This window comes from Halogeometricum limi (assembly GCF_900115785.1).
GTDB classification, from domain to species: domain Archaea; phylum Halobacteriota; class Halobacteria; order Halobacteriales; family Haloferacaceae; genus Halogeometricum; species Halogeometricum limi.
Genome location: NZ_FOYS01000002.1, coordinates 654,652 through 676,283, shown reverse-complemented (window position 1 = coordinate 676,283; position 21,632 = coordinate 654,652). Strand labels below are relative to the sequence as shown.

Genomic DNA, 21,632 nt, shown 5'->3' with positions numbered 1-21,632 from the left:
ACCCGGTACGGGCTACCGGGAGTCTCCGCGTTCGGTCGTCGTCCGAGTCAGTCGTCGCTCGTCTGCGCCATCGTCTCGGACTCGCCGCCCGCGGCGACGGCGGACGCCGACTCGGGCAGTTCGCGACGCACGTCGGCCTCTTCGCGTTCCTCGATGATGCCCGCGTAGGCGTCGGGCATCACCTTCACGAAGTCGTCGACGACGCTCGCCCACTCTTCGAGGAGTGCGGCGGCGCGGTCGGAGTCGGTGTACTCGGCGTGGTTCTCCACGAGGCGGCGGAGCATCGCCTCGTCGGAATCGTCCAATTCGTCGGAGAGCGACACCATGCCCGTGTTCGCCTGCGCCCCGAACGCGTCGTCGGGGTCGTAGACGTAGGCGACGCCGCCGGACATCCCCGCGGCGAAGTTCCGGCCGGTGTCGCCGAGGACGGCGACGACGCCGCCGGTCATGTACTCACAGCCGTGGTCGCCGACGCCCTCTACGACCGCTTTCACGCCGGAGTTGCGGACGCAGAATCGCTCGCCCGCGACGCCGTTGATGTACGCCTCGCCCTGCGTCGCGCCGTAGAAGGCGACGTTGCCGATGAGGACGTTCTCGTGAGCTTCGTAGGCGGCCGTCTTCGGCGTCGTGACGACGATTTTCCCGCCGGAGAGGCCCTTGCCGACGTAGTCGTTCGACGCGCCGGAGAGGCGCATCGTCACGCCGTTCGCGAGGAACGCGCCGAACGACTGGCCGGCGACGCCGGAGAACTCACACTGGATGGTGTCGTCCGCGAGTCCCTCGCCGCCGTAGCGCGTCGATATCTCGTTCGACAGCATCGCGCCGACGGCTCTGTCGACGTTCGACAGTTCGCGCCGAATCTGGACGGGTTCGCCGCGTTCGAGCGCGGGTTCGGCCTCCGAGATGAGGTCGTAGTCCACCGACGCGGCCACGTCCGAGTGGTCCTGCGACTCGGTCTGGTAGCGCGCGCCCGAGGCGGGTTCGGCGACGACGGCCGAGAGGTCGAGATGCTTCGCCTTCTCGTGGTCCGTCTCTCGCTGGGCGAGAAGCGAGGGCCGACCGACCATCTCGTCTATCGAGGTGAAGCCGAGTTCGGCCATTATCTCGCGCAGTTCCTGCGCCATGAACGCCATGTAGTTGATGACGTGGTCGGGTTGGCCGGGGAAGCGGTTTCTGAGGTCCTCGCGCTGGGTGGCGACGCCGACCGGACAGGTGTTCTCGTGGCACTGTCGGGCCATCACGCATCCCGACGTGACCAGCGACGCCGTGCCGAACACGTACTCTTCGGCGCCGAGGAGCGCCGCGATGGCGACGTCGCGTCCGGTCTTCATCCCGCCGTCGGCGGTGACGCGGATGCGAGAGCGGAGGTTCGTCGCGCGGAGCATCTGGTTCGCCTCCGCGAGGCCGAGTTCCCACGGCAGACCGGCGTTCTTGATGGACGTCTTCGGCGACGCCCCCGTCCCGCCGTCGTGACCCGAGATGTGGACGACGTCGGCGTTCGCCTTCGCGACGCCGGCGGCGATGGTACCGATACCGGCCTCGGAGACGAGTTTCACGTTGATGTCGGCGTCCGGGTTCGCCGTCTTCAGGTCGTGGATGAGCTGTTTCAGGTCCTCGATGGAGTAGATGTCGTGCAGCGGCGGCGGCGAGATGAGGCCGACGCCCGGCGTCGCGAAGCGGACGTGCGCTATCATCTCGTTGACCTTCATGCCGGGCAGGTGGCCGCCCTCGCCGGGTTTCGACCCCTGCGCCATCTTGATCTGAATCTCCTCGGCCGAGGAGAGGTAGTGGCTGGTGACGCCGAACCGACCCGACGCCACCTGCTTTACGTTACACTCCTTCTCGGTGCCGAAGCGCTCCGGCGGTTCGCCGCCCTCGCCGGAGTTGGACTTCCCGCCGATGCGGTTCATCGCGATGGAGTTGTTCTCGTGGGCTTCCGGCGAGAGGCTCCCGAGCGACATCGCGGCCGTCGAGAACCGTTTGACGATGTCCTCGACGGGTTCGACGTCGTCGATGTCGACCGGGTCGCGGTCGGAGTCGAACTCCAGGAGGCCGCGAAGCGTCTGGAGTTCCTCCGACTGGTCGTTGACCAACTCGGCGAACTCCTCGTACTTCTCGTAGTTGCCCGAGCGTACCGCCTGTTGGAGCGTTCCGACCGTCTTCGGGTTCCACTGGTGGTGGATGCCGCTGGAGCGGTGTTCGTACTCGCCCTGGTGTTCGAGTTCGGGGTCCGCGCCGTAGGCGACGGCGTGGCGGGTCAGGAGGTCCTGTTCTATCACCCCGATGTCGATACCCTCGGTCCGAATCTCGGTCCCCTCGAAGTACTCGGCGACGAAGTCCGAGTCGAGGCCGACCGCCTCGAATATCTGCGCCCCCTGGTAGGAGGCGACGGTGGAGATACCCATCTTCGCCATCGTCTTCAGCAGGCCGTCTTCGAGCGCCTTCGTGTAGGCCGCGATGGCGTCGTCCTCGTCCGCGCCGTCCGGTCCGGCGACGATGTCGCCGATGGTCTGGTAGGCGAGGTAGGGGTTCACCGCGCCCGCGCCGTAGCCGACGAGCGTGGCGACGTGGTGGACTTCGCTCGGTTCGCCCGACTCCACGACGAGGCCCGCGTGGTTGCGCAGGCCGTTCCGGACGAGACTGTGGTGGACCGCACCGGTCGCGAGCAGACTCGGGACGGCGGCGCGTTCGGGGCCGAGGTTCCGGTCCGAGAGGACGACGACGTCCGCGCCGTCCTCGATGGCGGCCTTCGCGTCCGCTCGGACGCGCTCGACGGCGTCGCGCAGCGACGTGTCCGTCTCGAACGTGGTGTCGACGACGGCGGACCGCATCCGGCCGTCGAGTTCCTTTATCGCCTCCGTCTCGGCGTCGGAGACGACGGGCGAGTCGAGGACGAGTTGGCGGGCGTGTTCGGGCGTCTCGTCGAGGAGGTTCCGCTGGGCACCGAGACGGGACTCCAGAGACGTGACGAGTTCCTCGCGGATGTAGTCGAGCGGCGGGTTCGTCACCTGTGCGAACAACTGCTTGAAGTAGGTGAAGAGCGGTCGGTCGAAGTCCGAGAGGACCGACAGCGGCGTGTCGTCGCCCATCGACCCGACGGGGTCTTTGCCCTGTTCGGCCATCGGTTCGATGAGGTGGTTCAGTTGGTCCTGCGTGTAGCCGAAGGCCGCCTGTCTGGCGCGTAAGTCGTCGACGACGCCGCGCGGCGCGTAGTCGTCTTCGTCCGCCAGTTCGTCCAACTGCGATTGCTCCTCTCTGACCCACTCGCCGTACTTCTCGTCGGTCAGCGAGTCGAACACCTCTTCGTCGGGGACGACCCGTCCCTCCTCGGGGTCGGCGACGAACAGTTGGCCGGGTTGCAGACGGCCGCGTTCGCGAATCTCCGAGGGGTCCGTGTCGAGTGCGCCGACTTCGGAGGCCATGATGAGGCGGTTGTCCGTCGTCACGTCGTAGCGGCACGGACGCAGGCCGTTTCGGTCGAGGACGGCCGCCACGCGGTCACCGTCCGTGGCGGTGACGAGGGCGGGACCGTCCCACGGTTCGACCAGCGAGGCGTGGTAGTCGTACCACTCGCGCCGTTCGGGGGCCATCGCCTCGTCGTCGCGGTACGCCTCGGGGATGAGCATCCGAAGGACGTGCGGCAGGTCGCGGCCGCCCTGCAACAGGAGTTCGACGGCGTCGTCGACGGACGCCGTGTCGGACTGGTCCGCCTTCGTGATGGGTTTGATCTTCTCGATATCGTCGCCGAAGGCCGGATGTTGGATGTCCGTCTCCCGCGCGCGCATCCAGTTGACGTTGCCCCGGATGGTGTTTATCTCGCCGTTGTGGACGATGTTGCGGTACGGGTGCGCGAGGTGCCACGCGCCCAGGGTGTTCGTCGAGAAGCGTTCGTGGACGAGCGTGAACGTCGTCTGGAGTCGCTCGTCCTGTAAGTCGGGGTAGTAGTCGGCGAGTTGCTCGCCCTTCAAGAGGCCCTTGTAGACGAGCGTCTTCCGCGAGAGCGAACAGACGTAGAACCGCGCCGCCTCCTTCGCGTCGAGTTCGTCGACGGCGTTCTCGACGGCGCGACGGCCGACGTACAGCGCACGGTCGAACTCGTCGTCGTCCATCTTCGTTGCGGGGACGACGAACGCCTGCCAGACGTCCGGTTCCGAGTCGAGTGCGGTCTGGCCGAGGTCCGAGTTGTCCGTGGGAACGTCGCGCCACGCGAGGACGTCGAGGCCGTTGGCGGCGAGTTCTCGCTCGAACACGTCGACGAGCGTCTCTCGTGCCGCCTCGTCGGTCGGCATGAACACCGACCCGACGGCGTACTCCTCGGGGAGTTCCACGTCGACGACGGCGTCGAAGAACCCGTCCGGTCGCTGGATCATGATACCCGCACCGTCGCCCGTGTCTTCCTCCGCACCGGTCGTCCCGCGGTGTTCGAGGTTGACGAGGAGTTCGAGTCCGTCCGCGATAGTTTCGTGGCTGGTTCCCCCGTCGAGGTCGATTACGGCTCCGACCCCGCAGTTCGAGCGCTCGTCGGTCGGGTCGGCGAGGCCGTCCGACTGCGCAGGGGTGTCTCTATGTGGCTTGGTCATGTGTCTCACCTCGAACTGCCCCTTTAAACTCGTTATCCTGAAAGCATAAGGGCTTGTTTATCACATATTAGGAGATATAATGTGGTAGTATTTCTCTCACGTGGTGGAGACGAATCTCTCGGGGGGAGGCGACGGACGACAGAAAAAAGCGAAGACGGGGACCGGTCGGCGGTTTCAGTGGTGGCGTCGGAGTCGGACTCGGTCGTCGTCGTAGGAGTCGACGTGGTCGCTGTCCAGTTCGTTGGAGTCGTCGTCGTCCCAACCGAGCATGTCTTTTATCTTGTCAGTGATGCCACCGTCGTCGTCGTCTCTGTCGACCGTCGCACGGCCGTCTCGAACGTCGTTGATGGTGCCGATTCGGTCGCCGTCGGCGGTGACGACTTCTTTGTTGCGGTCTTCCTCACTGAATTTTCGTGCCATTGCGTCTGAACTATTTCGCGGCACTCGTAAGGGTCTACTGGCTGCACAGGCGCTCTGATACTCGAATTCGTGTCTTTCAGCACATATCGAAAAGAACGATCTCCCGACTCTCCGGCGACGCGACGATTCACTCTCGCTGTCGGTTCGCGGACCGTCGTTGGCCGCCGGCGACCGCGCCCGCGAGCGACAGGACGCTCGCGCCGACGAGGACGACGCCGGCGAGGAGGACGACGGCCGACTCGGTTCCGAGGTCGGTCACGGCCAGGCCGCCGCCCGCCTGCGCGGCCAACACGCCGCAGACGACGGCGTAGCCCACGCCGACGACCACGAGCGTCCGGAATCGCCGTCGCTCGGACCAGTCGACCGTCGCGGCGACCAGCGCGAACGCCGGGAACAACTGGGCGGCGTGGAGCGTGGCGGCGTGGACGAGTTTGAGGTCGCCCGCCGGTTCGACCACCGCCGCCCGTTCGAACCGTTCGTCCGGAGACATGGTGTCTGCGTTCTGGACGATGGCCGCGCCGGTGACCTGCCCGGCCAGCAGTGCGAAGAACGCGAGACGGACCGCCAAGCGGAGACTCGACGACCCCTCGGTGCCCACGAGTGAGACGATGGTGAACACGAGGATACAGAGACCGACGACGCCGATGAGCGCCCCCATCGCCGTCCAGACGGTGGCGTCGAACGGCGTCGCCTCGTTGAAGTGCGAGGGGACACCCCGCCACCGCTGGAGGGTCGCGCCGGCGACTTCCCCGGCGCAGGCGACGGCGAGTGCGACCAGAGTCGCATCGACGAGTCGGGGCACGCGCGAGAGGAACGTCCGCAGGAACGTCACCGTCAGGAGCGTCGCACCGAACGAGAGGCCGAACGTCGTCGGCTTACGCCACGAGACCGCGCCGGCCCACGGCGTCCCACTCGCGAGGTGTATCCCGAGGTGGACGAGTCCGCTCGTGACGAGAACCGCACCGACGCCGTACCCGATTCGCTGACTCCTCGTCGCGTTCTCCCAGTGTCGTCGGCCACGAGAGCGCGCGGCCGACTGGAGCGTTCCACCGCCACCCTCCGCCCACCCCACGCTAACGTCTCGCATAGGTCCAGTACGCGTCTCGTGCGTATAATCGTAGACGGCGGGAGAAGAGAGAGTCGCGCTCGTTCAGTAGGACTTCGCGAAGTAGGCCGTCTCCTCGGCGTCGTCGTCGCAGATGGCGCACGTCTCGCCGCCGTGAATCTCGGCGTCCTCGTCGTCGAGGGGGACCATCACGATTTCGGCGGCTATCTGGTCTTTGATCTCCGTCTCACACGCTTCGTCGCCGCACCACGGCGCTTTCACGTAGCCGCCGTGCTGACCGATGGTCCCGAGGATGTCCGCGCGTGAGTCGGCCTCGCGGACGTTCTCTTCGAGGTTCTCCTCGGCGGCGGCGTACAGTTTCGCGTACACCTCGTCGAACTGTTCCTGCACCGTCTCGGCGATGTTCTCGCGGTCGACTTCCCGGGACTCGCCGTCGGGTCGGTGAACCACCGTCACCACGTCGTCGTCGACTTCGTTCGGCCCGATTTCGAAGCGGACGGGGACGCCTTTCAGTTCCCACTCGTTGAACTTGAAGCCGGGATTGCGCTCGTCGCGGTCGTCGAGGTGGACGCGGACACCCGCGGATTCGAGTTCCTCGGTAATCTCCTCGGCGTAGTCGAGCACTTTCTCTTGGGTGTCGGCCTGCCAGATGGGGACGACGACGACTTGTTCGGGGGCGACGGTGTGCGGGAGAACGAGTCCCTGGTCGTCGGAGTGGGTCATGATGAGTGCGCCGAGTGCGCGCCACGAGAGACCCCACGACGTGGTGTGTGCGACCTGAGCGTCCTCGCCCTCGTCGGTGTAGGTGATGTCGAACGCCTCGGCGAACGACGTCCCGAGGTGGTGCGACGTCGCGCTCTGGACGGACTTGCCGTCGGGCATGAGGGCCTCGACGGTCGTCGTCGTCTTCGCGCCCGGGAACTTGTCGTGTTCGGGTTTCGCCCCGCGGAGCACCGGCATCGCGAGGAGGTCCTCGTACACCGACTCGTACTGGTCGAGTCGGAGCATCGTCTCCGTCCACGCGTCGTCGTCGGTCGCGTGCGCGGTGTGGCCCTCCTGCCAGAGGAACTCTTTCGTCCGGAAGAACGGCTTCGTCTCCGTCGCCTCCCACCGGACGACGGACGACCACTGGTTCACTCGCAGGGGGAGGTCACGGTGACTGCGGACCCACTGGGCCATGTACGGCGCGATGATGGACTCGGAGGTGGGGCGGACGGCGAGGCGCTCTTCGAGTTCCTGCTGACCCGCATGCGTGACCCACGCCACCTCGGGGTCGAAGCCTTCGACGATGTCTTTCTCGCGTTCGAGGTAGCTCTCGGGGATAAACACCGGGAAGTAGGCGTTCTGGACGCCCGTGTCTTTGAACTTCGCGTCGAGGAAGCCCTGCACGCGCTCCCAGAGGGCGTACGCGCGCGGGCGGGTGATGATGAATCCGCTCATCCCTTCGGGACCGTAGTTCGCCAGACCAGCCTTCTGGACGACCTCCGCGTACCACTCGCCGGTGTTGTACTGCTTGGACTCGGTTATCCCGAGTTCCTGTTCGTCGCTCATTACCGCTATTTCACCGCACTGCGGCCTTAAATCTCCTGAAGCGTCGCCTCCTCCCCGACGCGCTCCATCGCGTGCGGGTGTCCGTCGCCGTGACTGATTCGCACTCCGGAGAGTTCACTCAGATGTGAGGAAGGATTAGCTACAAATCGTCGGACGTCGTAGGTCACATGGAGGGCGCAAACATGATAGCACACGACACACATCGGTCGGCACGGTGGAGTCGAGAAGCGACGGGAGAAGAGACGGACACAGAGACCGTGAACACGCGCGTCGAGTTGTGGTGTGAGGCGAGCCACACCGGCGGACGCGGCGAGTTCGACCGCGTCGCAGAGCGCCTGCGTGAACTCGACGCGCGGGGTGACGTGGACGCCTCGGCGGTCGAGACGTGGGAACGATTCGTCGACGTCTCGGGGGGCTACCCGGCGGACGAACGGCCGAGAGAGACGCTGGACCGCCTCGGACGACTGCAGCGTTGGTCTTGGCAACACAGTGACACCTCGTCGCTGGACGCGACGACACGCCTCGTCGGTCAGGGGCGACTCGGCCCCGAGAAGAAGGTCGTTCGGACCCCGCGTGCGGCACTCGTCGAGTTCGAGAACGGTATCGTCACGAACGTCACCTGCGCCGACGAGCGAACCGGCTGTCTCACCGCCCGTCTCGAACGCATCGCGGAGCGAGAGCAGACGAACAGCGTGGAACGCGACGACGAACGAGAGAGACCGCGGGAGTCGAGAGAGCGGCTTCGGCTCTAGTCGCGCGTGACGGCGAACGGGCTCTCTCCCTCGCGCCACGCCCAGCCCGGAAGCCGCGTCTGGAACCCGGCGGCGAGTGCGGCGTCCAAGTCGTCCGCGCCCGCGACCCCCGTAGTGTGCGTCCTCACGTCGGCGAGGTGGAACGTCGCCTGCGCGAGGAGCGACAGCGGTTGCCCCCCGGCGATGGTCGCGGCGAGTTCGCGGCCGAGCATCTCGTCGACGACGAACCCCGGATAGTCGTCCGCGACGTCTAACTCCCGGAGGAGACAGACGTAGCCGGCGACGTTCACCGCGACTTCGCCGTCCGCGAAGACGACGCCGACTTCCTCCCGGTACGCCGACTCGGTCACCGTCCCCACCTCCGTGTCGAACAGCGCACCGAGTCTGTCTCGCGTCTCGTTCAGCAGTGGGACGACCACGGACGCGCGGTCTGCGACCCAACGAGCCTCTCGTTCGACGACACTCGGAGTGACTTCCATACGTCGCTCACAGCCCCGAACGGCTTCGACTTTGCGAAGGCTTTTATACCGCGGCAAGGATACGTCCGAGTAAGCGGGTTTTCCCTGCCTCTTCCCGCAGTCAGGATAGCCGAAGATAGCGATTCGATCGCATCCGTTACCTATGCTCTCTCACGATTACATCCAATGCGACCATGCGGCCGTAGTCGCCGTCTTCTCGATTGACGTCGACGAAGTCCGTTCGCCGAGTCCTCGGACGCGGTTCGGCAGCGGTTCCCGAGGCAGTGACCCGACTCCGCTACCGTCCGTCACGACACGGACGAGTGGTACTCACTTATGAGTTCAGTAGACAAGCAGCTCGAGGAATTGCAAGCAGAGATTACGAAAGAACTCCCATCGGACATCTCCGTCTCCGACGTCAAGTACGAGGGGCCCGAACTCGTCGTCTACACGCGCGACCCGAAGAAGTTCGCGCAGAACGGCGACCTCATCCGGAAGCTCGCGAGCAAACTCCGGAAACGAATCACGGTCCGTCCCGCGCCGGAAGTCCTCTCTCCTCCGCGCGAAGCAGAAGAGCAGGTCATGAGCGTCATCCCCGAAGAGGCCGGCGTCACGGACTTGGACTTCCACGAGGACACGGGCGAAGTCGTCATCGAGGCGGCCAAGCCGGGGATGGTCATCGGACGCCACGGTTCGACGCTCCGAAAGATTACCCAAGAAGTCGGCTGGACGCCCGAAGTCGTCCGCACGCCGCCCATCGAGTCCTCGACGGTCTCGAACGTCCGGAACTTCCTGAAACAGGAACGCGACGAGCGTCGCCAGATTCTCGAACGCGTCGGTCGGCAGATTCACCGCCAGCAACTGTCCGACGACGAGTGGGTCCGCATCTCGACGCTCGGGTGCTGTCGCGAGGTCGGACGCGCCTCGTTCATCCTCTCGACGCCCGAGACGCGCATCCTCATCGACTGTGGTGACAAGCCGGGGTCCGACGACGTGCCGTACCTCCAGGTGCCCGAAGCGCTCGGTTCCGGCGCGAACTCGCTGGACGCCGTCGTCCTCACGCACGCTCACCTGGACCACTCCGCGCTCGTCCCCCTGCTGTTCAAGTACGGCTACGACGGCCCCATCTACACGACGGAACCGTCGCGCGACCTGATGGGACTTCTCACCCTCGACTACCTCGACGTCGCGTCGAAGGAGGGGCGGACGCCGCCGTACGAGTCCGAGATGGTCCGCGAAGCCATCAAGCACACCATCCCCCTCGAATACGGCGACGTGACCGACATCGCGCCCGACGTGAAGCTCACGTTCCACAACGCGGGTCACATCCTCGGCTCCGCGGTGTCGCACTTCCACATCGGCGACGGCCTCTACAACGTGGCGTTCTCCGGTGACATCCACTACGAGGACACCCGCCTGTTCAACGGCGCGGTCAACGACTTCCCGCGCGTCGAGACGCTGGTTCTGGAGTCGACGTACGGCGGTCGGAACGACTACCAGACCGACCAGGAGGACTCCGAACAGACGCTCATCGACGTCATCAACGAGACGCACGACCAGGGCGGGAAAGTCCTCATCCCCGCGTTCGCCGTCGGTCGGTCCCAAGAGATCATGCTCGTCCTCGAAGAGGCGATGCGGTCGGGGAAGATTCCGAGCATGCCCGTCCACTTAGACGGTATGATCTGGGAGGCGACGGCCATCCACACGACGTATCCGGAGTACCTCCGCGACGACCTGCGCGACCGCATCTTCCACGAGGACGAGAACCCGTTCCTCGCGGAGGAGTTCAACCACATCGACGGCGGCGAAGAGGAACGCCAAGACGTCGCGGACGGCGGCCCGGCCATCATCCTCTCGACCTCCGGGATGGTCACCGGCGGCCCCATCATGTCGTGGCTCCGCCACGTCGGCCCCGACCCGAACTCGAACCTCGTCTTCGTCGGCTACCAGGCGCAGGGAACGCTCGGTCGCCGTATCCAGAACGGCTGGGACGAGATTCCGGTCAACGACCGCGACAACATGGGTCGCTCGAACACGCTCACGCTGAAGATGGGCGTGGAGACGGTCGACGGGTTCTCCGGACACGCCGACCGCGCGGGCCTGGAGAACTTCGTGAAGACGATGAACCCACGCCCCGAGAAGGTTCTCTGTGTCCACGGCGACGAACGCTCCGTACAGGACCTCTCCTCGGCGCTGTACCACAACTACAACATGCGGACGTTCGCGCCGAAGAACCTCGAGACGTTCCGCTTCAAGTAGTCGCGGCCGCGGAACGCCGCCGATGAACCCGTCGCTCGACTGCACACCTTCTTACACCTGCCCGGTGCAGGCACAGACATGCGTCTCGCACTCATCGCGCACGACGAGAAGAAACCGGACCTGATGGAGTTCGCGCAGAACCGCCGGGACGACCTCGAACACTTCGACCTGATGGCCACCGGGACGACCGGCAAGCGCCTCATCGAGGCGACCGGACTCGACGTCGAGCGCAAACAGTCGGGACCGCTCGGCGGCGACATGCAGATCGGCGCGGAAATAGCCAGCGAGGACTGCCACGGCGTCGTCTTCCTCCGAGACCCGCTCACGGCCCAACCGCACGAACCCGACATCACGGCACTGCTCCGCATCTGCGACGTGCACAACGTACCCCTCGCGACGAACCTCGCCAGCGCCGACGCCGTCCTCGACGAACTGATGGACCAACTCGACGGCGACTTCGCCCACCGAGCGTAGTTCTCCGTTCTGATAACTCGCCCGAACGTTCAAGTCTGATTCCGGTGACACTCTTTCTATGCGACAGCCCTCTCGCGTCGTCTCCGTCGCCCTCGTCGTTCTCCTTCTCGTCGCAAGCGTTGCGCCCGTCACCGCGCAGTCGAACGAGACGGACGGTGAGGCGGGCGACGGACGGTGCTTCCCACCCGGCGGGCACGAGTTGGGAATCGGGACCGAAGGCCCCGGGATTCGGGTGACGATTCACACCTCCCTCTTCACGAATCTCAGCGGCCCGGGCGCACTCGGAATCGAAGCCAGCGGGTCGGCGCTGGACACGACCATCCTCGAACTCCGCACGGGCGTCGTCTTCGACGGGACGGGCCCCGTGCTCGACTTCCTCGCGAACCCGTTCTCGCGGTTCGCGGTCCTGTTCGACTACGGGTTCGAGTTGCCGATGTTCGACGGGATGGTCGAAGAATCGCGGTACGAGTCCGACGAGTCGCCGGTGACGGGCGTGGAATCGCGGAGTTGCCGGGCCTAATCGCGAACGGGGGGCCGACTCAGTCCGCCTCGGCGGGGTCGACGACCGATTCGTCCAGTTCGTCCACGCCGACTCTGTCGCACAGGTCGTACAGCGGACACGCTTCGGGACCGTCGAGACACGCCGGTTTCCTGGCCGTACAGTACTCGCGGCCGAACTGAATCATCGCCGTGTGGCCGAAGCCGCACTTCTCGGCGGGCACGTCGCGTTCGAGGTGTTCTCTGACGGCTTCGTGGTCGGCGTCGGCGGGCGCGAGACCCATCCGGCGGGCGATGCGGTGGACGTGCGTGTCGACGGGGAAGACGCCGCCGCGACCACCGGCGAACAGGAGGACGCAGTCCGCCGTCTTCGGCCCGACGCCGTGGATGTCGAGCAGTCGTTCCCGGACCGTCGCGGGGTCTTCGTCCCTCACGAACGCGTCGAAGCCGTCCGCGCCGCCGAACTCCTCGCGGATTCGCTCGGCCGCGCCCTGTATCATCTCGGACTTCTGGTTGTACAGACCCGCACCGGAGATGGTCTCTGCGAGTTCTGACTGCTCGGCGTCGGCGAGTGCGGCGGCCAAGTCTCCGCTCCCGCCGTACCGGTCCATCAGCGCATCGTGCGCCGGTTGGCTGGCTTTGTCGCTCGTGTTCTGGCTCAGAATCGTGCGGACGAGACACTCGAAGGCGTCCTGCCCGCCGTAGGCTTTCCGCCAGTACATCCGACCGAGTTCGTCCACCACCGCCTCCGCGCGTGTGTCGGCCTCGCTGGGGTCGAACGCCGCGGCGGTGCCGCCGCCCCCGTCGCCGCCGCTGATGTTCTCCGCCGGTTCGTCGGGCATGGCTCCGTGTTGGGAGTTCGCGAGCAAAAGCAGTCGGGCCGTCGTCGCCGTCTCACTCCACGCGGAGCGTGAACGTCACCTCGCCGCCGTCGGCGAGGGCCGAGACGATGTCGCGGTCGACGTCGCCCGCGGCCCCCTCGGCGCCGACGAGTACCGTCCGGTCGTCGACGTAGTCGCTGGTTCGTCCGACGTGACTGCGTTCGTTCTCGAAGGACAGGTCGGGGTGGCCGCGACCCTCGATACGCTGCTCGAACGACTCGCCGCCGTCCGTCCGGACTTCGAGGATAGCGGTGATGGTCGCCGTCTCGTCTCTGCAGGCGTCGACGAACGCCTCGTCGAAGTCCGCGGGCACCCGGTCGGCCTCGACGGCGAGGATGCAGTCCCCCGCGGGCGTCAACCAGTCGTCGCTCGTGACCTCGAACGTACTCGCGTGCTCGGCGGACACGTTCTCGTGCCCGCGCGCGTGCACGACTTCCTCGTACATGCCTCCGTGTCACCGTCGCCGCGGTAAATCGCCCTCGGTTCGGCGTCGGTTCGCTCCGGCCGAGCGAACGACCGGCCGTCCGCAGCGCATGCGTCGTGTTACCACGTTCGTTTATATCGGGGTGGCGTTTCAGTGAGACCGCGTATCACGCCGCTACACGGCCCATGGTAGCTGTTTACAGTGGTCGAGACCACCGAAGCCTTTATTTGTTGCCACGCATTATGTGCTATTACCAGAACGCCTCCGGCGTTCCGGCGGCATAGCACGCAGAATGATCGGGAATTCTTATCCACGGTCGGCAGCACAACCACAAGCAGCCGCCACGCTCGGAGTGGTAATGGTATCGAGGTTTGATCACGCATGGTGACACAGCAAGACGTTCTCAAGGAATACGACGTACAACAGCTCAGCGACTCGGACAACGTTGAGCTCAGCGATGAACAGCTCGAAAGCGGCTCCAAAGGTCAGCTTATCAAGCTCGCAGGCCAGCTGCGAGACCGACGTAACGACCTCAACCAGATGGCTTCCGAACGCGCCTCCAAGCGCGACGACCTGAACGCGAAGACTCGCGAGAAGGTCGACGAAGCCCAGGAACACCGCGAGAAACGCGACGAGCTCAACGAGCAGGTTCAAGAGCACAAGAACAAGCGAAACGAGCTCAACGCGGACGCGAACGAGCTGTTCGACAAAGTCGAACAGATGAAAGAGGACCTCGAACTCGACGACGGGAAAGACATCGAGGAACTCAAAGAAGAGATCGAGCAGCTCGAGTTCCGTCAGCAGACGGAAGTCCTCTCGACCGAAGACGAGCGCGAACTCATCGAGAAGATCGAGAACAAGCGCGAAGAGCTTCGACAGAAGAAGGACAAGGTCGACGACAGCGGTGAACTCGAAGAGCTCATCGCGGAAGCCGAAGAGGTCCGCTCGGAGGCGTCCCAGCACCACCAAGAGGTGACCGAGCTCGCCGACAAGGCTCAGGAACACCACAACCAGATGATCGAGGCCTACCGCGAGGCCGACGACATCCGTGACAAGGCCGACGCGATGCACGAACTCTTCGTGGAAGCCCAGGAGTCTGCCGACCGTCACCACGAGGACTTCGTCCGCGTCCAGAAGCGCCTCCGCGAACTGGACAAGCAGGAAGAAGAAGAGCGCGACGCCGAGCGCGCCGAGAAGCGCGAAGCCGCCAAGGAAGAAGCCGAAGAAATCTACCAGAAGTTCAAGGAAGGCGAGACCCTCGATACCGAGGACCTGATGAAGCTCCAGAAGACCGGGCTTCTCTAAGCGCCGGAACGAACGTTTTCTCTCTATTCTCTCACCCGTTCTGAGCGACTGCGCCGTCCCGCACCGAATCGGCGAGAGCGACGGCCGAATCGGGCGTGACCGACGGGGGCGAGAACACGTCTGCCATCACGCGTATGTGACGGCCGGACGTCGTCCCGAAACAGCGGGCGGGTTCTCCGTCCGTACCCCTTCGACCATGAGTCGCCTCACGTCTCTCTTCCCGGCCGTCGCCGTCGAAGAGTTCGCGGACCTCAGAGAGAGTCCGCGCCAGTGGGTCTTCCTGGTCGGTAGTCGACCGGTCGTCGGCGTCGGACTCTTCCTTTCGTTTCTCGTGGTGTTCTACGGGCTCTGGTGGTTCGGCTTCGTCGACCTCCTGAACCCCACCGCGATGCTGTACGTGCTGAGTAGCCTCGTCGGCGGCAACCTCACGCTCGTCACCCTCGTCATCTCCATCAACCAAGTCATCATCTCCCGACAGTTGGGTTCGCCCGGACAACTCCGCGAGGACATCGAGAAAGTCGACGAGTATCGGCGGCAAGCGTTGGACCCCGCCGACGTCGGCGTCGTCCCGGTCACGCCCGCCGACTTCCTGAAACTGCTCTTAGAGAGCGCCCGCCGCGACCTCCAACGTCTGGGCGGACTGGTCGTGGGGACGGAGAACGAGGACCTCCGCGAAGACACAGACGAGATTGTGACCACGCTGACCGAACACGTCGACCGGGTGAGTCGCCTCATCGAGGGGTCGAACACGGGGACGTTCGACACTCTCTCGGCGCTGTTGACGACGAACTACGCCGACCGAATCTACCAACTGCGCCGTCTGAAGTCGGTCTACCGCGAGGACCTCTCGGAGGACTCGGCGGACCTGTTGGACGAAGTCGTCTCCACTCTCCAAGAGATAGACGTCGCCCGGCAGTACTTCAAGACGCTGTACATCCAGACCGAACTCGCGTACATCTCTCGGGTCCTCCTCTACGCGGGCGTCGTCGCCGAACTCGTCTTGGTGTCGACGCTGTTGGTGCTGAGTTCGTCGAGCGGGACGACGGCCCCCGAGGTGTTGCCGCCGGTTCTCGCGCCGCTCATCGCCGCCATCGGCCTCCTGCCGCTCGCGGTGCTGTTCTCGTACGCGCTCAGACTCGCCGTCGTCACCCAACGGACCATCGCGATAACCCCGTTCACGACGCCCGAACAGGAAGACGAACTCCACCTGTGAGGCGACTCGGACGTCTCTCGGCGCCGTCGTCCGATTCCGGACCGTGCGACCGAGAGGACTTTAACCCCGAGAGACGTTCGCACGCCTGTGACCACGCTCGTCCTCTGTGTGGACCGTTCGAACGACATCGGACGGAAGGCGGGTCTCACGACGCCCGTCGTCGGGTGGGAAGCGGTCCGCTCGCTCGTCACCGACGTGGGACTCGCCGACCCGGAGGACTCGAACGTGAACTGCATCCTCGAAGCCCTCCGCGTCTCGCGTGACCTGCGCGACGAACAGGAGGACGCCGTCGTCGCCGTCGTCTCGGGGGTCAGCGAGACGCTGACGGGCGCGGACCGCTCGCTCGCCGCGCAGATAGACCGACTCGTCGACGAGTACGACCCCGAGTCGGCCATCGTCGTCGTCGACAGCGCGGGCGACGAACGCGTCGTCCCCGTCATCGAGAGCAGACTCCGCGTCGACTCCGTGGACAGAGTCGTCGTCCGGCAGGCCCACGACATCGAGTCGACGTACTACCTCCTGAAGCAGTTTCTCGCGGACGAGGAACTCCGCTCGACGGTGCTGGTTCCCCTCGGCGCGACGCTGCTCTTGATGCCGCTGTTACTCACGCAGTTCTCTCCGGCCATCGCGCTCGCCGGCCTCGCGTCGCTCCTCGGTGCGGCGCTTCTGTACAAGGGACTCGCCATCGACCAGTTCCTCGCGGAGTCGCCCGACAGGGTCAGAGACGCGCTCTACTCCGGGCAGGTGTCCATCGTCACCTACGTCGTCGGGGCGGGTCTCACGCTCGTCGGCGCGTTCCTCGGCGCACTGGAGGTGACGCCGCGCGGCACCGGTACCGGCGCGGCCCTCGTCTCGACGATGGAGTTCGTCTACCACGCCGTCCCGTGGTTGGCGCTCGCGGCGTTGACGGCCAGCGCCGGGCGGTTGCTCGACGAACTCATCGGCACCGACGGCGTCAGTCGCCAGTACCTGAACCTCCCGTTCGGCGTCGTCGCTCTCGGACTCGTCGTCCGCGGGTTCGCCGGCTGGTTCCTCGAACGAGAGGGCATCCTCCTCGGGGCGGAACTGTTCGGCTGGCCCGTCTCGGCGCGGCAGCGACTCGCGCTGTTCATCGTGAGCGGAATCGTCGTCAGCGTCGTCGGCGTCCGTATCGCCGCGACGATGAGCGGCGAGGACGGAGGCGACGCCGAGACGCGAGAAGAAGCGGTCGAACCGTAGTTATCGGGCGCTCCGCGCGCGGTACTCGCCGTGTTTGACGCCGAGTGCGAGACAGATGGCACCGAAGACGAGCATCGCTGGCGTCACCATCATCAGGACGGTACTCGTGGCCATGAACCCCATCACGACGAGCGCGACGGTTCCGAGTGCGACGAGGCCGACGAGGGCGCCGGCGGTCACCGTGAGGTTGTACTCCATACCGAGACGTTGGGACGCGGGCACCTAATGGGTTTCTGCGAGAGACGGTCGCGCCGGTACGACGGGGCGTCCCGTCGTCAGTTCCAGGGAGCGAAGTCGGGGTCGACGCGGCGGTCGGTTCGCTCGATGCCGTCGATGCGGTCGACGTCCTCGTCGTCGAGTTCGACGCGGAGCGATTCCCAGTTGTCGCTGATGTGGTCTTCGCTCGTCGCCTTCGGAATCGCCGTCACGCCCTTCTCGCGAAGCCACGCGAGCGAGACTTGCGCTTCGCTCACGTCGTGTTTGTCCGCGATTTCGTTGAGTTCCGGCACCTCGAACACCTGACCGCGGGCGAGCGGTGAGTACGCGACGACTTCGACGCCGTGTTTCTCGCACGCCTCGCGGAGGTCCTCCTGCTGGAGGAGTGGGTGGCACTCGACCTGGTTCGCGAAGACGGGGGCCTCGGAGTACTCGACGGCCGTGTCGAGGTCCTCGGGTCGGAAGTTGCTGACGCCGATGCGGTCTATCTTGCCCTCCTCGTACAGTTCGTTGAACGCGCGGAACGTCTCTTCGGGGTCGTACTCGCGGGCCGGCCAGTGGATGTAGAGCAGGTCGACCGACGAGACGCCGAGTTTCTTCAGACTCTCTTCGGTGGTCGTCTTCACGTCGTCGTACGAGAGGTAGTCTATCCACACCTTCGTCGCGAGGAAGACGTCTTCGCGGTCGACGTCGGCGTTCTCGATACCGCGACCGACGGCCTCTTCGTTGCCGTAAATCTGTGCGGTGTCGATATGACGATACCCCATGTTCAGGGCCGTCTCGACCGCCTTCGCGCAGTCGTCCGGGTCGTCGTTCTGCCACGTTCCGAGTCCGAGCATCGGCATCCCGTTCGCTCGCGGCACGTCCGCGTCGGTGAGAGACTGCTTAGACATAGTCGACTCGAACGACGTCCGTGAGCGCAAAAGACGTTGCGGCAGAGGCGAGAGCGTACCGTAGCGTGTGGGTGTGCGCCCCGTACTCAGTACTTGGGGTCCGCGCCGGTGAGTTCGTACAGGTCGTCCATCACGCGGTCACGGTTCTTCTGCCAGGCGTCGAACGCGTCCGGCGAGGCGGGGTAGGCGTTGTAGAGCGTCGTGATCTCTTTTGCGCGTTTTCGGACGCGGTAGAGTTCGTACAGCGAGTCCCAGTGTCCGAACGTCTTCACGATGGTCTCCAGTTTGAGACCGAGACTCATCTCCGAGGAGCCTTTGCTCAGCGAGTCGAGCAGTTGCTGACCCGGGAGCAACGAGACGATTTCGACGAGTTCGTCCATCTCGTGGGCCATCCCCCAGATGTTGTAGAGGTCGATGGCGGCGAACCGCTTGCCGAAGTCCGTCATCACGTCGCGGTTGTACTCCCAGAGGTTCGCTTCGCTCACGTCGCCCTCCGAGATTGCCCTGACGGCGTGTTTGGCCGCCCAGTGGGCGGACTTGGCCGCGCCGGGGATACCGCCGCCGGTGGTCGGGTTGACGTGACCCGCGGAGTCGCCCGCGGCGATGAAACCGGGCGCGACGGCGGAGTCGTACGGGCGCCGAGTCGGCAGGGCCGCACCGAGTTTGTCCGTCACCGTCCCGTTTCTCAGTTCGGGGCGCGAGCGGATGTCCTCTTTGAGCACCTCCACGAGTTTCATCGGCTCTTCGGTCATCTGGAAGCCGAGGCCGACGTTTATCTCGGTGGCACTGCGCGGGAAGTACCAGAGGTAGCCGAGTTCTTCGGTCGGTTTGAACACGATGGCGTCGTCGTAGTCGACCGGTTCGGGAACGTCGATGACCTCGCGGTAGGCAGAGCAGAACTGCGAGTAGGAGACGTTGGTGTCGAACTGCGTCCCGGAGAAGTCGGTCTTGTCCTGTAGGAGCGACAGCGCACCCGCCCCGTCGATGGTCACCTCGGCGTCGTACTCGACGGTCTTACCGTTGCGCTTCGCTCGAACGCCCGTGACGCGGCCGTCGTCGTCCTGCGTCACGTCCTGGACGACAGTGTCGTAGTGCATCTCCGTCCCGAGACGCTCGGCCTCTTCGAGGATTATCTCGCCGTACCGCTTCCGGTCGAGGACCGCGCCGGGGGCGCGAAACGGAACGTCGAGGTCGTCTCCCGCGGGGTTCTCGAACACCGCCCGGGTGACGTTCTGGTTGGTGAACGATTCGTCTTTGAGATAGTCGAGGTCGATGACGTCGGGGAAGGTGCTCGTGCCCTTGATGGCGTCACCGCAGGCGATGTGGCCCGCTTTCTCCCGAGGTTTCCGCTCGAGGAGAACGACGTCGAGTCCTTCCGACGCCGCGGTGGCCGCCGCGAAGGCACCGGCCGTCCCTCCACCGACGACGACCATGTCGTAGGCTTCCGCTGGCATGTTACCTCATGTTTCAGCGGCCCTCATAAAAATAAACCGTATCTGCCGCTCGAACGACTGGTTCTGGTGTTTTTCGGGGGACGCAAAAGCGGCATTACAGTTAGTGTGGTGCGAGTTGACAAGCAATCGGGGGAGACACGATGTCACAACTCACCACCGAGAACACGAACGCGTTCGCGCACCGAATCGCCGGCGACTCGCTCGTCTACGACTGCCCCGAGTGCGAGTTCGGGGAGGTACTAGTCACCGACCTCATAGAGTCGAGCGACGCGCGCTGTCTCGACTGCGGCGCCCGCTACCGCCTGCACGTCGAACGAGTCGACGACCGAGACGAGTGAGACGAATCGCTCGGAGGGCGGCGGCGACGGCGACTCCGCGTCCGCCCGGCGCAACGGTCATCGTCTCGCACGTCGTATCAGCGCCGTGTCTCGTCGTTCACTGACAATCGGCTGTATCGTCCTCGTCGTCGCGCTCTCGGGCTGTCTGGGAACGCTCGCGAGCGCCGACGCCGGAGCGACGACGGTACCGTCGTCCGCCTACGAACGCGAGGGGTACGTCGCGGGCAACGCGACGAGCGTTCCGCTCCGCGTCCCCGTCGGCGTCGCCGGCGTCGGCGGCGAGGTGTCGGTGACGAACCACGTCGCCGGCTACTCGCGGACCACCGGGGAGAACGAGACGGCCGCGTTCCTCGTCGTCACGTCGCCGAACGCGCGCGTCGCCGGCATCTCCGCCAACCCGCTCCGGGCCGTGACGGACCCCGGCGTCGTCAGGACGGGCCTCGAACTCGCGAGTCGCGCCCGGACGCTCGGAAACGTGGAGAACGTCACCGACCTCAGAGAACTGTCGACGCGGGACGTCGAACTCCTCGGGGCGACGGCTCCGTTGACGACGTACGCGGGCGTCGTCGACACCGAAGCGGGGAGCGTCGACGTTCGCGTCCACGTCGTGGCCGTCGAACACGGAGACGACGTCGTCCTCGCCCTGTCCGTCCACCCGGCGACGATGGACGAACGCGGGGCCGTCGAACGGATGCTCGCGGCGGCCGAGTACCGCGCTGTCGGCGGATAACCAGCCTCTCTCGGAGCGGTCGGACGCTCTCGGGTCGGTGGCGAGTCGCCGCCGCCCGGCGCCGTCGGGCGTCACCGAGTCGCGGCGTCGAGCGTGCCGGTGACGAGGTGGACGAACCCGATACCGGGTCCGTTTCCGCGACTCCAGACGGCCGACTCGCGGCGCGTCCCGGTGTGTCCGTTCACCTCCGCCGAGACGACCATCGCCGCCTCGTAGTCGACGGAGAACGCTCGGGCGACGTGTCCACTGTCGCCGTCGTCGGGGCGGACGAGTCGAAGCGACTCTTCGAGGTTGACGACGGCGGCGTCCTCGCCCAACTCGTCGACTGCGCGGCGTCTCGCCGCCTCGCTGTCGACCAGAAGCGTCACCTCGACGCCGCGTTCGAGGAGACGCGCGACGTCGCCGAGGAACGGTTGGGTGAGGCTCTCGGCGCGGGCGTAGGCGAGGACGCGGTCCGTCGCCGCGTCGAGCAGTCGGGACTCTCTGTCGCGGACGTGGTCGTGTTTCGCGACGGTCCAGACGCCGTCGTCGTCGCCGCCGTCGTCTACGTCCGTCGCCGGGAGGTGTGCGGCGGCCTCTCGGAGCGCCGTTTCGTGGTCCTCTCGACGACTGGAGATGAGTTCGAGCGCACGCTCTAACGACACCGGCTGGTACGTCCTGGGGTTCGAGTACTCGATGTCGACGAACCCCTGTTCGTGAAGGGACTTCATCGCGTCGTAGACGCGGGAACGCGGAACGGTGGAGACGTCTGCAACCTCACGGGCGGTGCCACGGCCCAACCTGAGGAGCGCGACGTAGCACTTCGCCTCGTAACTCGTGAGGCCAAGACTACTCAGTGCACCGACGGCGTTCTCCGTCGCCGTCTCCGACTGGTACGTGGGCATACTCGCCGTGTGAACGTC

At 65.5% G+C, this 21,632-nt stretch carries 20 protein-coding genes; 9 read left to right on the top strand and 11 right to left on the bottom strand.

Annotated features, from left to right (window positions below; genetic code table 11):
• Nucleotides 1–47: 47 nt before the first annotated feature.
• The 4 genes from gltB to proS all read right to left on the bottom strand — a co-directional run bounded on the left by gltB (nucleotide 48) and on the right by proS (nucleotide 7,617).
• A complete protein-coding gene (gene gltB / locus BM282_RS08375; RefSeq protein WP_089879207.1) occupies nucleotides 48–4,580 on the bottom strand; it encodes a glutamate synthase large subunit in 4,533 nt (1,510 codons plus the stop codon).
• Nucleotides 4,581–4,754: 174 nt separating this feature from the next.
• Complete coding sequence (locus BM282_RS08370; RefSeq protein WP_089879204.1) at nucleotides 4,755–5,000, bottom strand: hypothetical protein; 246 nt, start codon at nucleotides 4,998–5,000, stop codon at nucleotides 4,755–4,757.
• A 127-nt stretch (nucleotides 5,001–5,127) separates the two neighbouring features.
• A complete protein-coding gene (locus tag BM282_RS18475; RefSeq protein WP_089879202.1) occupies nucleotides 5,128–6,087 on the bottom strand; it encodes a hypothetical protein in 960 nt (319 codons plus the stop codon).
• Between the two features lie 63 nt (nucleotides 6,088–6,150).
• Nucleotides 6,151–7,617 carry a proline--tRNA ligase gene (proS, locus tag BM282_RS08360; RefSeq protein WP_089879199.1) on the bottom strand — a complete coding sequence of 489 codons (1,467 nt, stop codon included), beginning with the start codon at nucleotides 7,615–7,617 and terminating at the stop codon, nucleotides 6,151–6,153.
• A gap of 182 nt (nucleotides 7,618–7,799) precedes the next feature.
• Between proS and BM282_RS08355 the strand changes: the two genes are divergently transcribed.
• The gene (locus BM282_RS08355) at nucleotides 7,800–8,369 is read left to right on the top strand and encodes an HTH domain-containing protein (RefSeq protein ID WP_089879520.1); all 570 of its coding nucleotides are present in this window, start codon (nucleotides 7,800–7,802) and stop codon (nucleotides 8,367–8,369) included.
• Here the strand turns inward: BM282_RS08355 and BM282_RS08350 are convergent.
• Complete coding sequence (locus tag BM282_RS08350; protein ID WP_089879197.1) at nucleotides 8,366–8,848, bottom strand: hypothetical protein; 483 nt, start codon at nucleotides 8,846–8,848, stop codon at nucleotides 8,366–8,368. The two genes, BM282_RS08355 and BM282_RS08350, sit on opposite strands and share 4 nt — an antisense overlap.
• Nucleotides 8,849–9,163: 315 nt before the next feature.
• Between BM282_RS08350 and BM282_RS08345 the strand changes: the two genes are divergently transcribed.
• From BM282_RS08345 to BM282_RS08335, 3 genes are all read left to right on the top strand, one after another.
• The gene (locus BM282_RS08345) at nucleotides 9,164–11,086 is read left to right on the top strand and encodes a beta-CASP ribonuclease aCPSF1 (protein ID WP_089879194.1); all 1,923 of its coding nucleotides are present in this window, start codon (nucleotides 9,164–9,166) and stop codon (nucleotides 11,084–11,086) included.
• A gap of 78 nt (nucleotides 11,087–11,164) precedes the next feature.
• Complete coding sequence (locus BM282_RS08340) at nucleotides 11,165–11,560, top strand: methylglyoxal synthase (protein WP_089879191.1); 396 nt, start codon at nucleotides 11,165–11,167, stop codon at nucleotides 11,558–11,560.
• Nucleotides 11,561–11,618: 58 nt separating this feature from the next.
• Nucleotides 11,619–12,080 carry a DUF7332 family protein gene (locus BM282_RS08335; RefSeq protein ID WP_089879188.1) on the top strand — a complete coding sequence of 154 codons (462 nt, stop codon included), beginning with the start codon at nucleotides 11,619–11,621 and terminating at the stop codon, nucleotides 12,078–12,080.
• A 19-nt stretch (nucleotides 12,081–12,099) separates the two neighbouring features.
• Here the strand turns inward: BM282_RS08335 and BM282_RS08330 are convergent, their stop codons facing one another.
• Nucleotides 12,100–12,900 carry an endonuclease III domain-containing protein gene (locus BM282_RS08330; protein WP_089879185.1) on the bottom strand — a complete coding sequence of 267 codons (801 nt, stop codon included), beginning with the start codon at nucleotides 12,898–12,900 and terminating at the stop codon, nucleotides 12,100–12,102.
• Nucleotides 12,901–12,952: 52 nt separating this feature from the next.
• The gene (locus BM282_RS08325; protein ID WP_089879182.1) at nucleotides 12,953–13,384 is read right to left on the bottom strand and encodes a DUF371 domain-containing protein; all 432 of its coding nucleotides are present in this window, start codon (nucleotides 13,382–13,384) and stop codon (nucleotides 12,953–12,955) included.
• Nucleotides 13,385–13,744: 360 nt separating this feature from the next.
• Between BM282_RS08325 and BM282_RS08320 the strand changes: the two genes are divergently transcribed.
• The 3 genes from BM282_RS08320 (at nucleotide 13,745) to BM282_RS08310 (ending at nucleotide 17,099) form a co-directional block, all read left to right on the top strand.
• A complete protein-coding gene (locus BM282_RS08320) occupies nucleotides 13,745–14,668 on the top strand; it encodes a coiled-coil protein (protein ID WP_089879178.1) in 924 nt (307 codons plus the stop codon).
• A 196-nt stretch (nucleotides 14,669–14,864) separates the two neighbouring features.
• The gene (locus tag BM282_RS08315; RefSeq protein ID WP_089879176.1) at nucleotides 14,865–15,881 is read left to right on the top strand and encodes a hypothetical protein; all 1,017 of its coding nucleotides are present in this window, start codon (nucleotides 14,865–14,867) and stop codon (nucleotides 15,879–15,881) included.
• A gap of 87 nt (nucleotides 15,882–15,968) precedes the next feature.
• Nucleotides 15,969–17,099 carry a DUF373 family protein gene (locus BM282_RS08310; RefSeq protein ID WP_089879172.1) on the top strand — a complete coding sequence of 377 codons (1,131 nt, stop codon included), beginning with the start codon at nucleotides 15,969–15,971 and terminating at the stop codon, nucleotides 17,097–17,099.
• On the opposite strand, the gene BM282_RS08305 is transcribed toward BM282_RS08310, so the two are convergent.
• From BM282_RS08305 to BM282_RS08295, 3 genes are all read right to left on the bottom strand, one after another.
• Nucleotides 17,100–17,297, bottom strand: a complete 198-nt coding sequence (locus BM282_RS08305) for a DUF7333 family protein (protein WP_089879168.1) — start codon at nucleotides 17,295–17,297, stop codon at nucleotides 17,100–17,102.
• Between the two features lie 77 nt (nucleotides 17,298–17,374).
• A complete protein-coding gene (locus BM282_RS08300; protein WP_089879163.1) occupies nucleotides 17,375–18,208 on the bottom strand; it encodes an aldo/keto reductase in 834 nt (277 codons plus the stop codon).
• An 86-nt stretch (nucleotides 18,209–18,294) separates the two neighbouring features.
• A complete protein-coding gene (locus BM282_RS08295) occupies nucleotides 18,295–19,662 on the bottom strand; it encodes a geranylgeranyl reductase family protein (RefSeq protein ID WP_089879160.1) in 1,368 nt (455 codons plus the stop codon).
• 140 nt (nucleotides 19,663–19,802) lie between these two features.
• Here BM282_RS08295 and BM282_RS08290 point away from each other — a divergent pair, with 140 nt between their 5' ends.
• Together BM282_RS08290 and BM282_RS08285 are read left to right on the top strand one after the other, a co-directional pair.
• Entirely contained in the window at nucleotides 19,803–20,000 is a 198-nt protein-coding gene (locus BM282_RS08290) for a hypothetical protein (protein ID WP_089879157.1), read from the top strand.
• An 85-nt stretch (nucleotides 20,001–20,085) separates the two neighbouring features.
• The gene (locus BM282_RS08285; RefSeq protein WP_089879155.1) at nucleotides 20,086–20,730 is read left to right on the top strand and encodes a DUF6517 family protein; all 645 of its coding nucleotides are present in this window, start codon (nucleotides 20,086–20,088) and stop codon (nucleotides 20,728–20,730) included.
• Nucleotides 20,731–20,801: 71 nt separating this feature from the next.
• Here BM282_RS08285 and BM282_RS08280 read toward each other — a convergent pair whose 3' ends face one another.
• Complete coding sequence (locus BM282_RS08280; RefSeq protein WP_089879152.1) at nucleotides 20,802–21,614, bottom strand: TrmB family transcriptional regulator; 813 nt, start codon at nucleotides 21,612–21,614, stop codon at nucleotides 20,802–20,804.
• Nucleotides 21,615–21,632: the final 18 nt, after the last annotated feature.

What these genes read in the sequence shown, in the direction of transcription:
- BM282_RS18475 (WP_089879202.1), bottom strand. Translation starts at nt 6,087, where the DNA reads ATGCGAGACGTTAGCGTGGGGTGGGCGGAGGGTGGCGGTGGAACGCTC.
- BM282_RS08345 (WP_089879194.1), top strand. Translation starts at nt 9,164, where the DNA reads ATGAGTTCAGTAGACAAGCAGCTCGAGGAATTGCAAGCAGAGATTACG.
- BM282_RS08355 (WP_089879520.1), top strand. Translation starts at nt 7,800, where the DNA reads ATGATAGCACACGACACACATCGGTCGGCACGGTGGAGTCGAGAAGCG.
- BM282_RS08350 (WP_089879197.1), bottom strand. Translation starts at nt 8,848, where the DNA reads ATGGAAGTCACTCCGAGTGTCGTCGAACGAGAGGCTCGTTGGGTCGCA.
- BM282_RS08305 (WP_089879168.1), bottom strand. Translation starts at nt 17,297, where the DNA reads ATGGAGTACAACCTCACGGTGACCGCCGGCGCCCTCGTCGGCCTCGTC.
- BM282_RS08330 (WP_089879185.1), bottom strand. Translation starts at nt 12,900, where the DNA reads ATGCCCGACGAACCGGCGGAGAACATCAGCGGCGGCGACGGGGGCGGC.
- BM282_RS08315 (WP_089879176.1), top strand. Translation starts at nt 14,865, where the DNA reads ATGAGTCGCCTCACGTCTCTCTTCCCGGCCGTCGCCGTCGAAGAGTTC.
- gltB (WP_089879207.1), bottom strand. Translation starts at nt 4,580, where the DNA reads ATGACCAAGCCACATAGAGACACCCCTGCGCAGTCGGACGGCCTCGCC.
- BM282_RS08290 (WP_089879157.1), top strand. Translation starts at nt 19,803, where the DNA reads ATGTCACAACTCACCACCGAGAACACGAACGCGTTCGCGCACCGAATC.
- proS (WP_089879199.1), bottom strand. Translation starts at nt 7,617, where the DNA reads ATGAGCGACGAACAGGAACTCGGGATAACCGAGTCCAAGCAGTACAAC.
- BM282_RS08320 (WP_089879178.1), top strand. Translation starts at nt 13,745, where the DNA reads ATGGTGACACAGCAAGACGTTCTCAAGGAATACGACGTACAACAGCTC.
- BM282_RS08340 (WP_089879191.1), top strand. Translation starts at nt 11,165, where the DNA reads ATGCGTCTCGCACTCATCGCGCACGACGAGAAGAAACCGGACCTGATG.
- BM282_RS08335 (WP_089879188.1), top strand. Translation starts at nt 11,619, where the DNA reads ATGCGACAGCCCTCTCGCGTCGTCTCCGTCGCCCTCGTCGTTCTCCTT.
- BM282_RS08300 (WP_089879163.1), bottom strand. Translation starts at nt 18,208, where the DNA reads ATGTCTAAGCAGTCTCTCACCGACGCGGACGTGCCGCGAGCGAACGGG.
- BM282_RS08370 (WP_089879204.1), bottom strand. Translation starts at nt 5,000, where the DNA reads ATGGCACGAAAATTCAGTGAGGAAGACCGCAACAAAGAAGTCGTCACC.
- BM282_RS08295 (WP_089879160.1), bottom strand. Translation starts at nt 19,662, where the DNA reads ATGCCAGCGGAAGCCTACGACATGGTCGTCGTCGGTGGAGGGACGGCC.
- BM282_RS08280 (WP_089879152.1), bottom strand. Translation starts at nt 21,614, where the DNA reads ATGCCCACGTACCAGTCGGAGACGGCGACGGAGAACGCCGTCGGTGCA.
- BM282_RS08325 (WP_089879182.1), bottom strand. Translation starts at nt 13,384, where the DNA reads ATGTACGAGGAAGTCGTGCACGCGCGCGGGCACGAGAACGTGTCCGCC.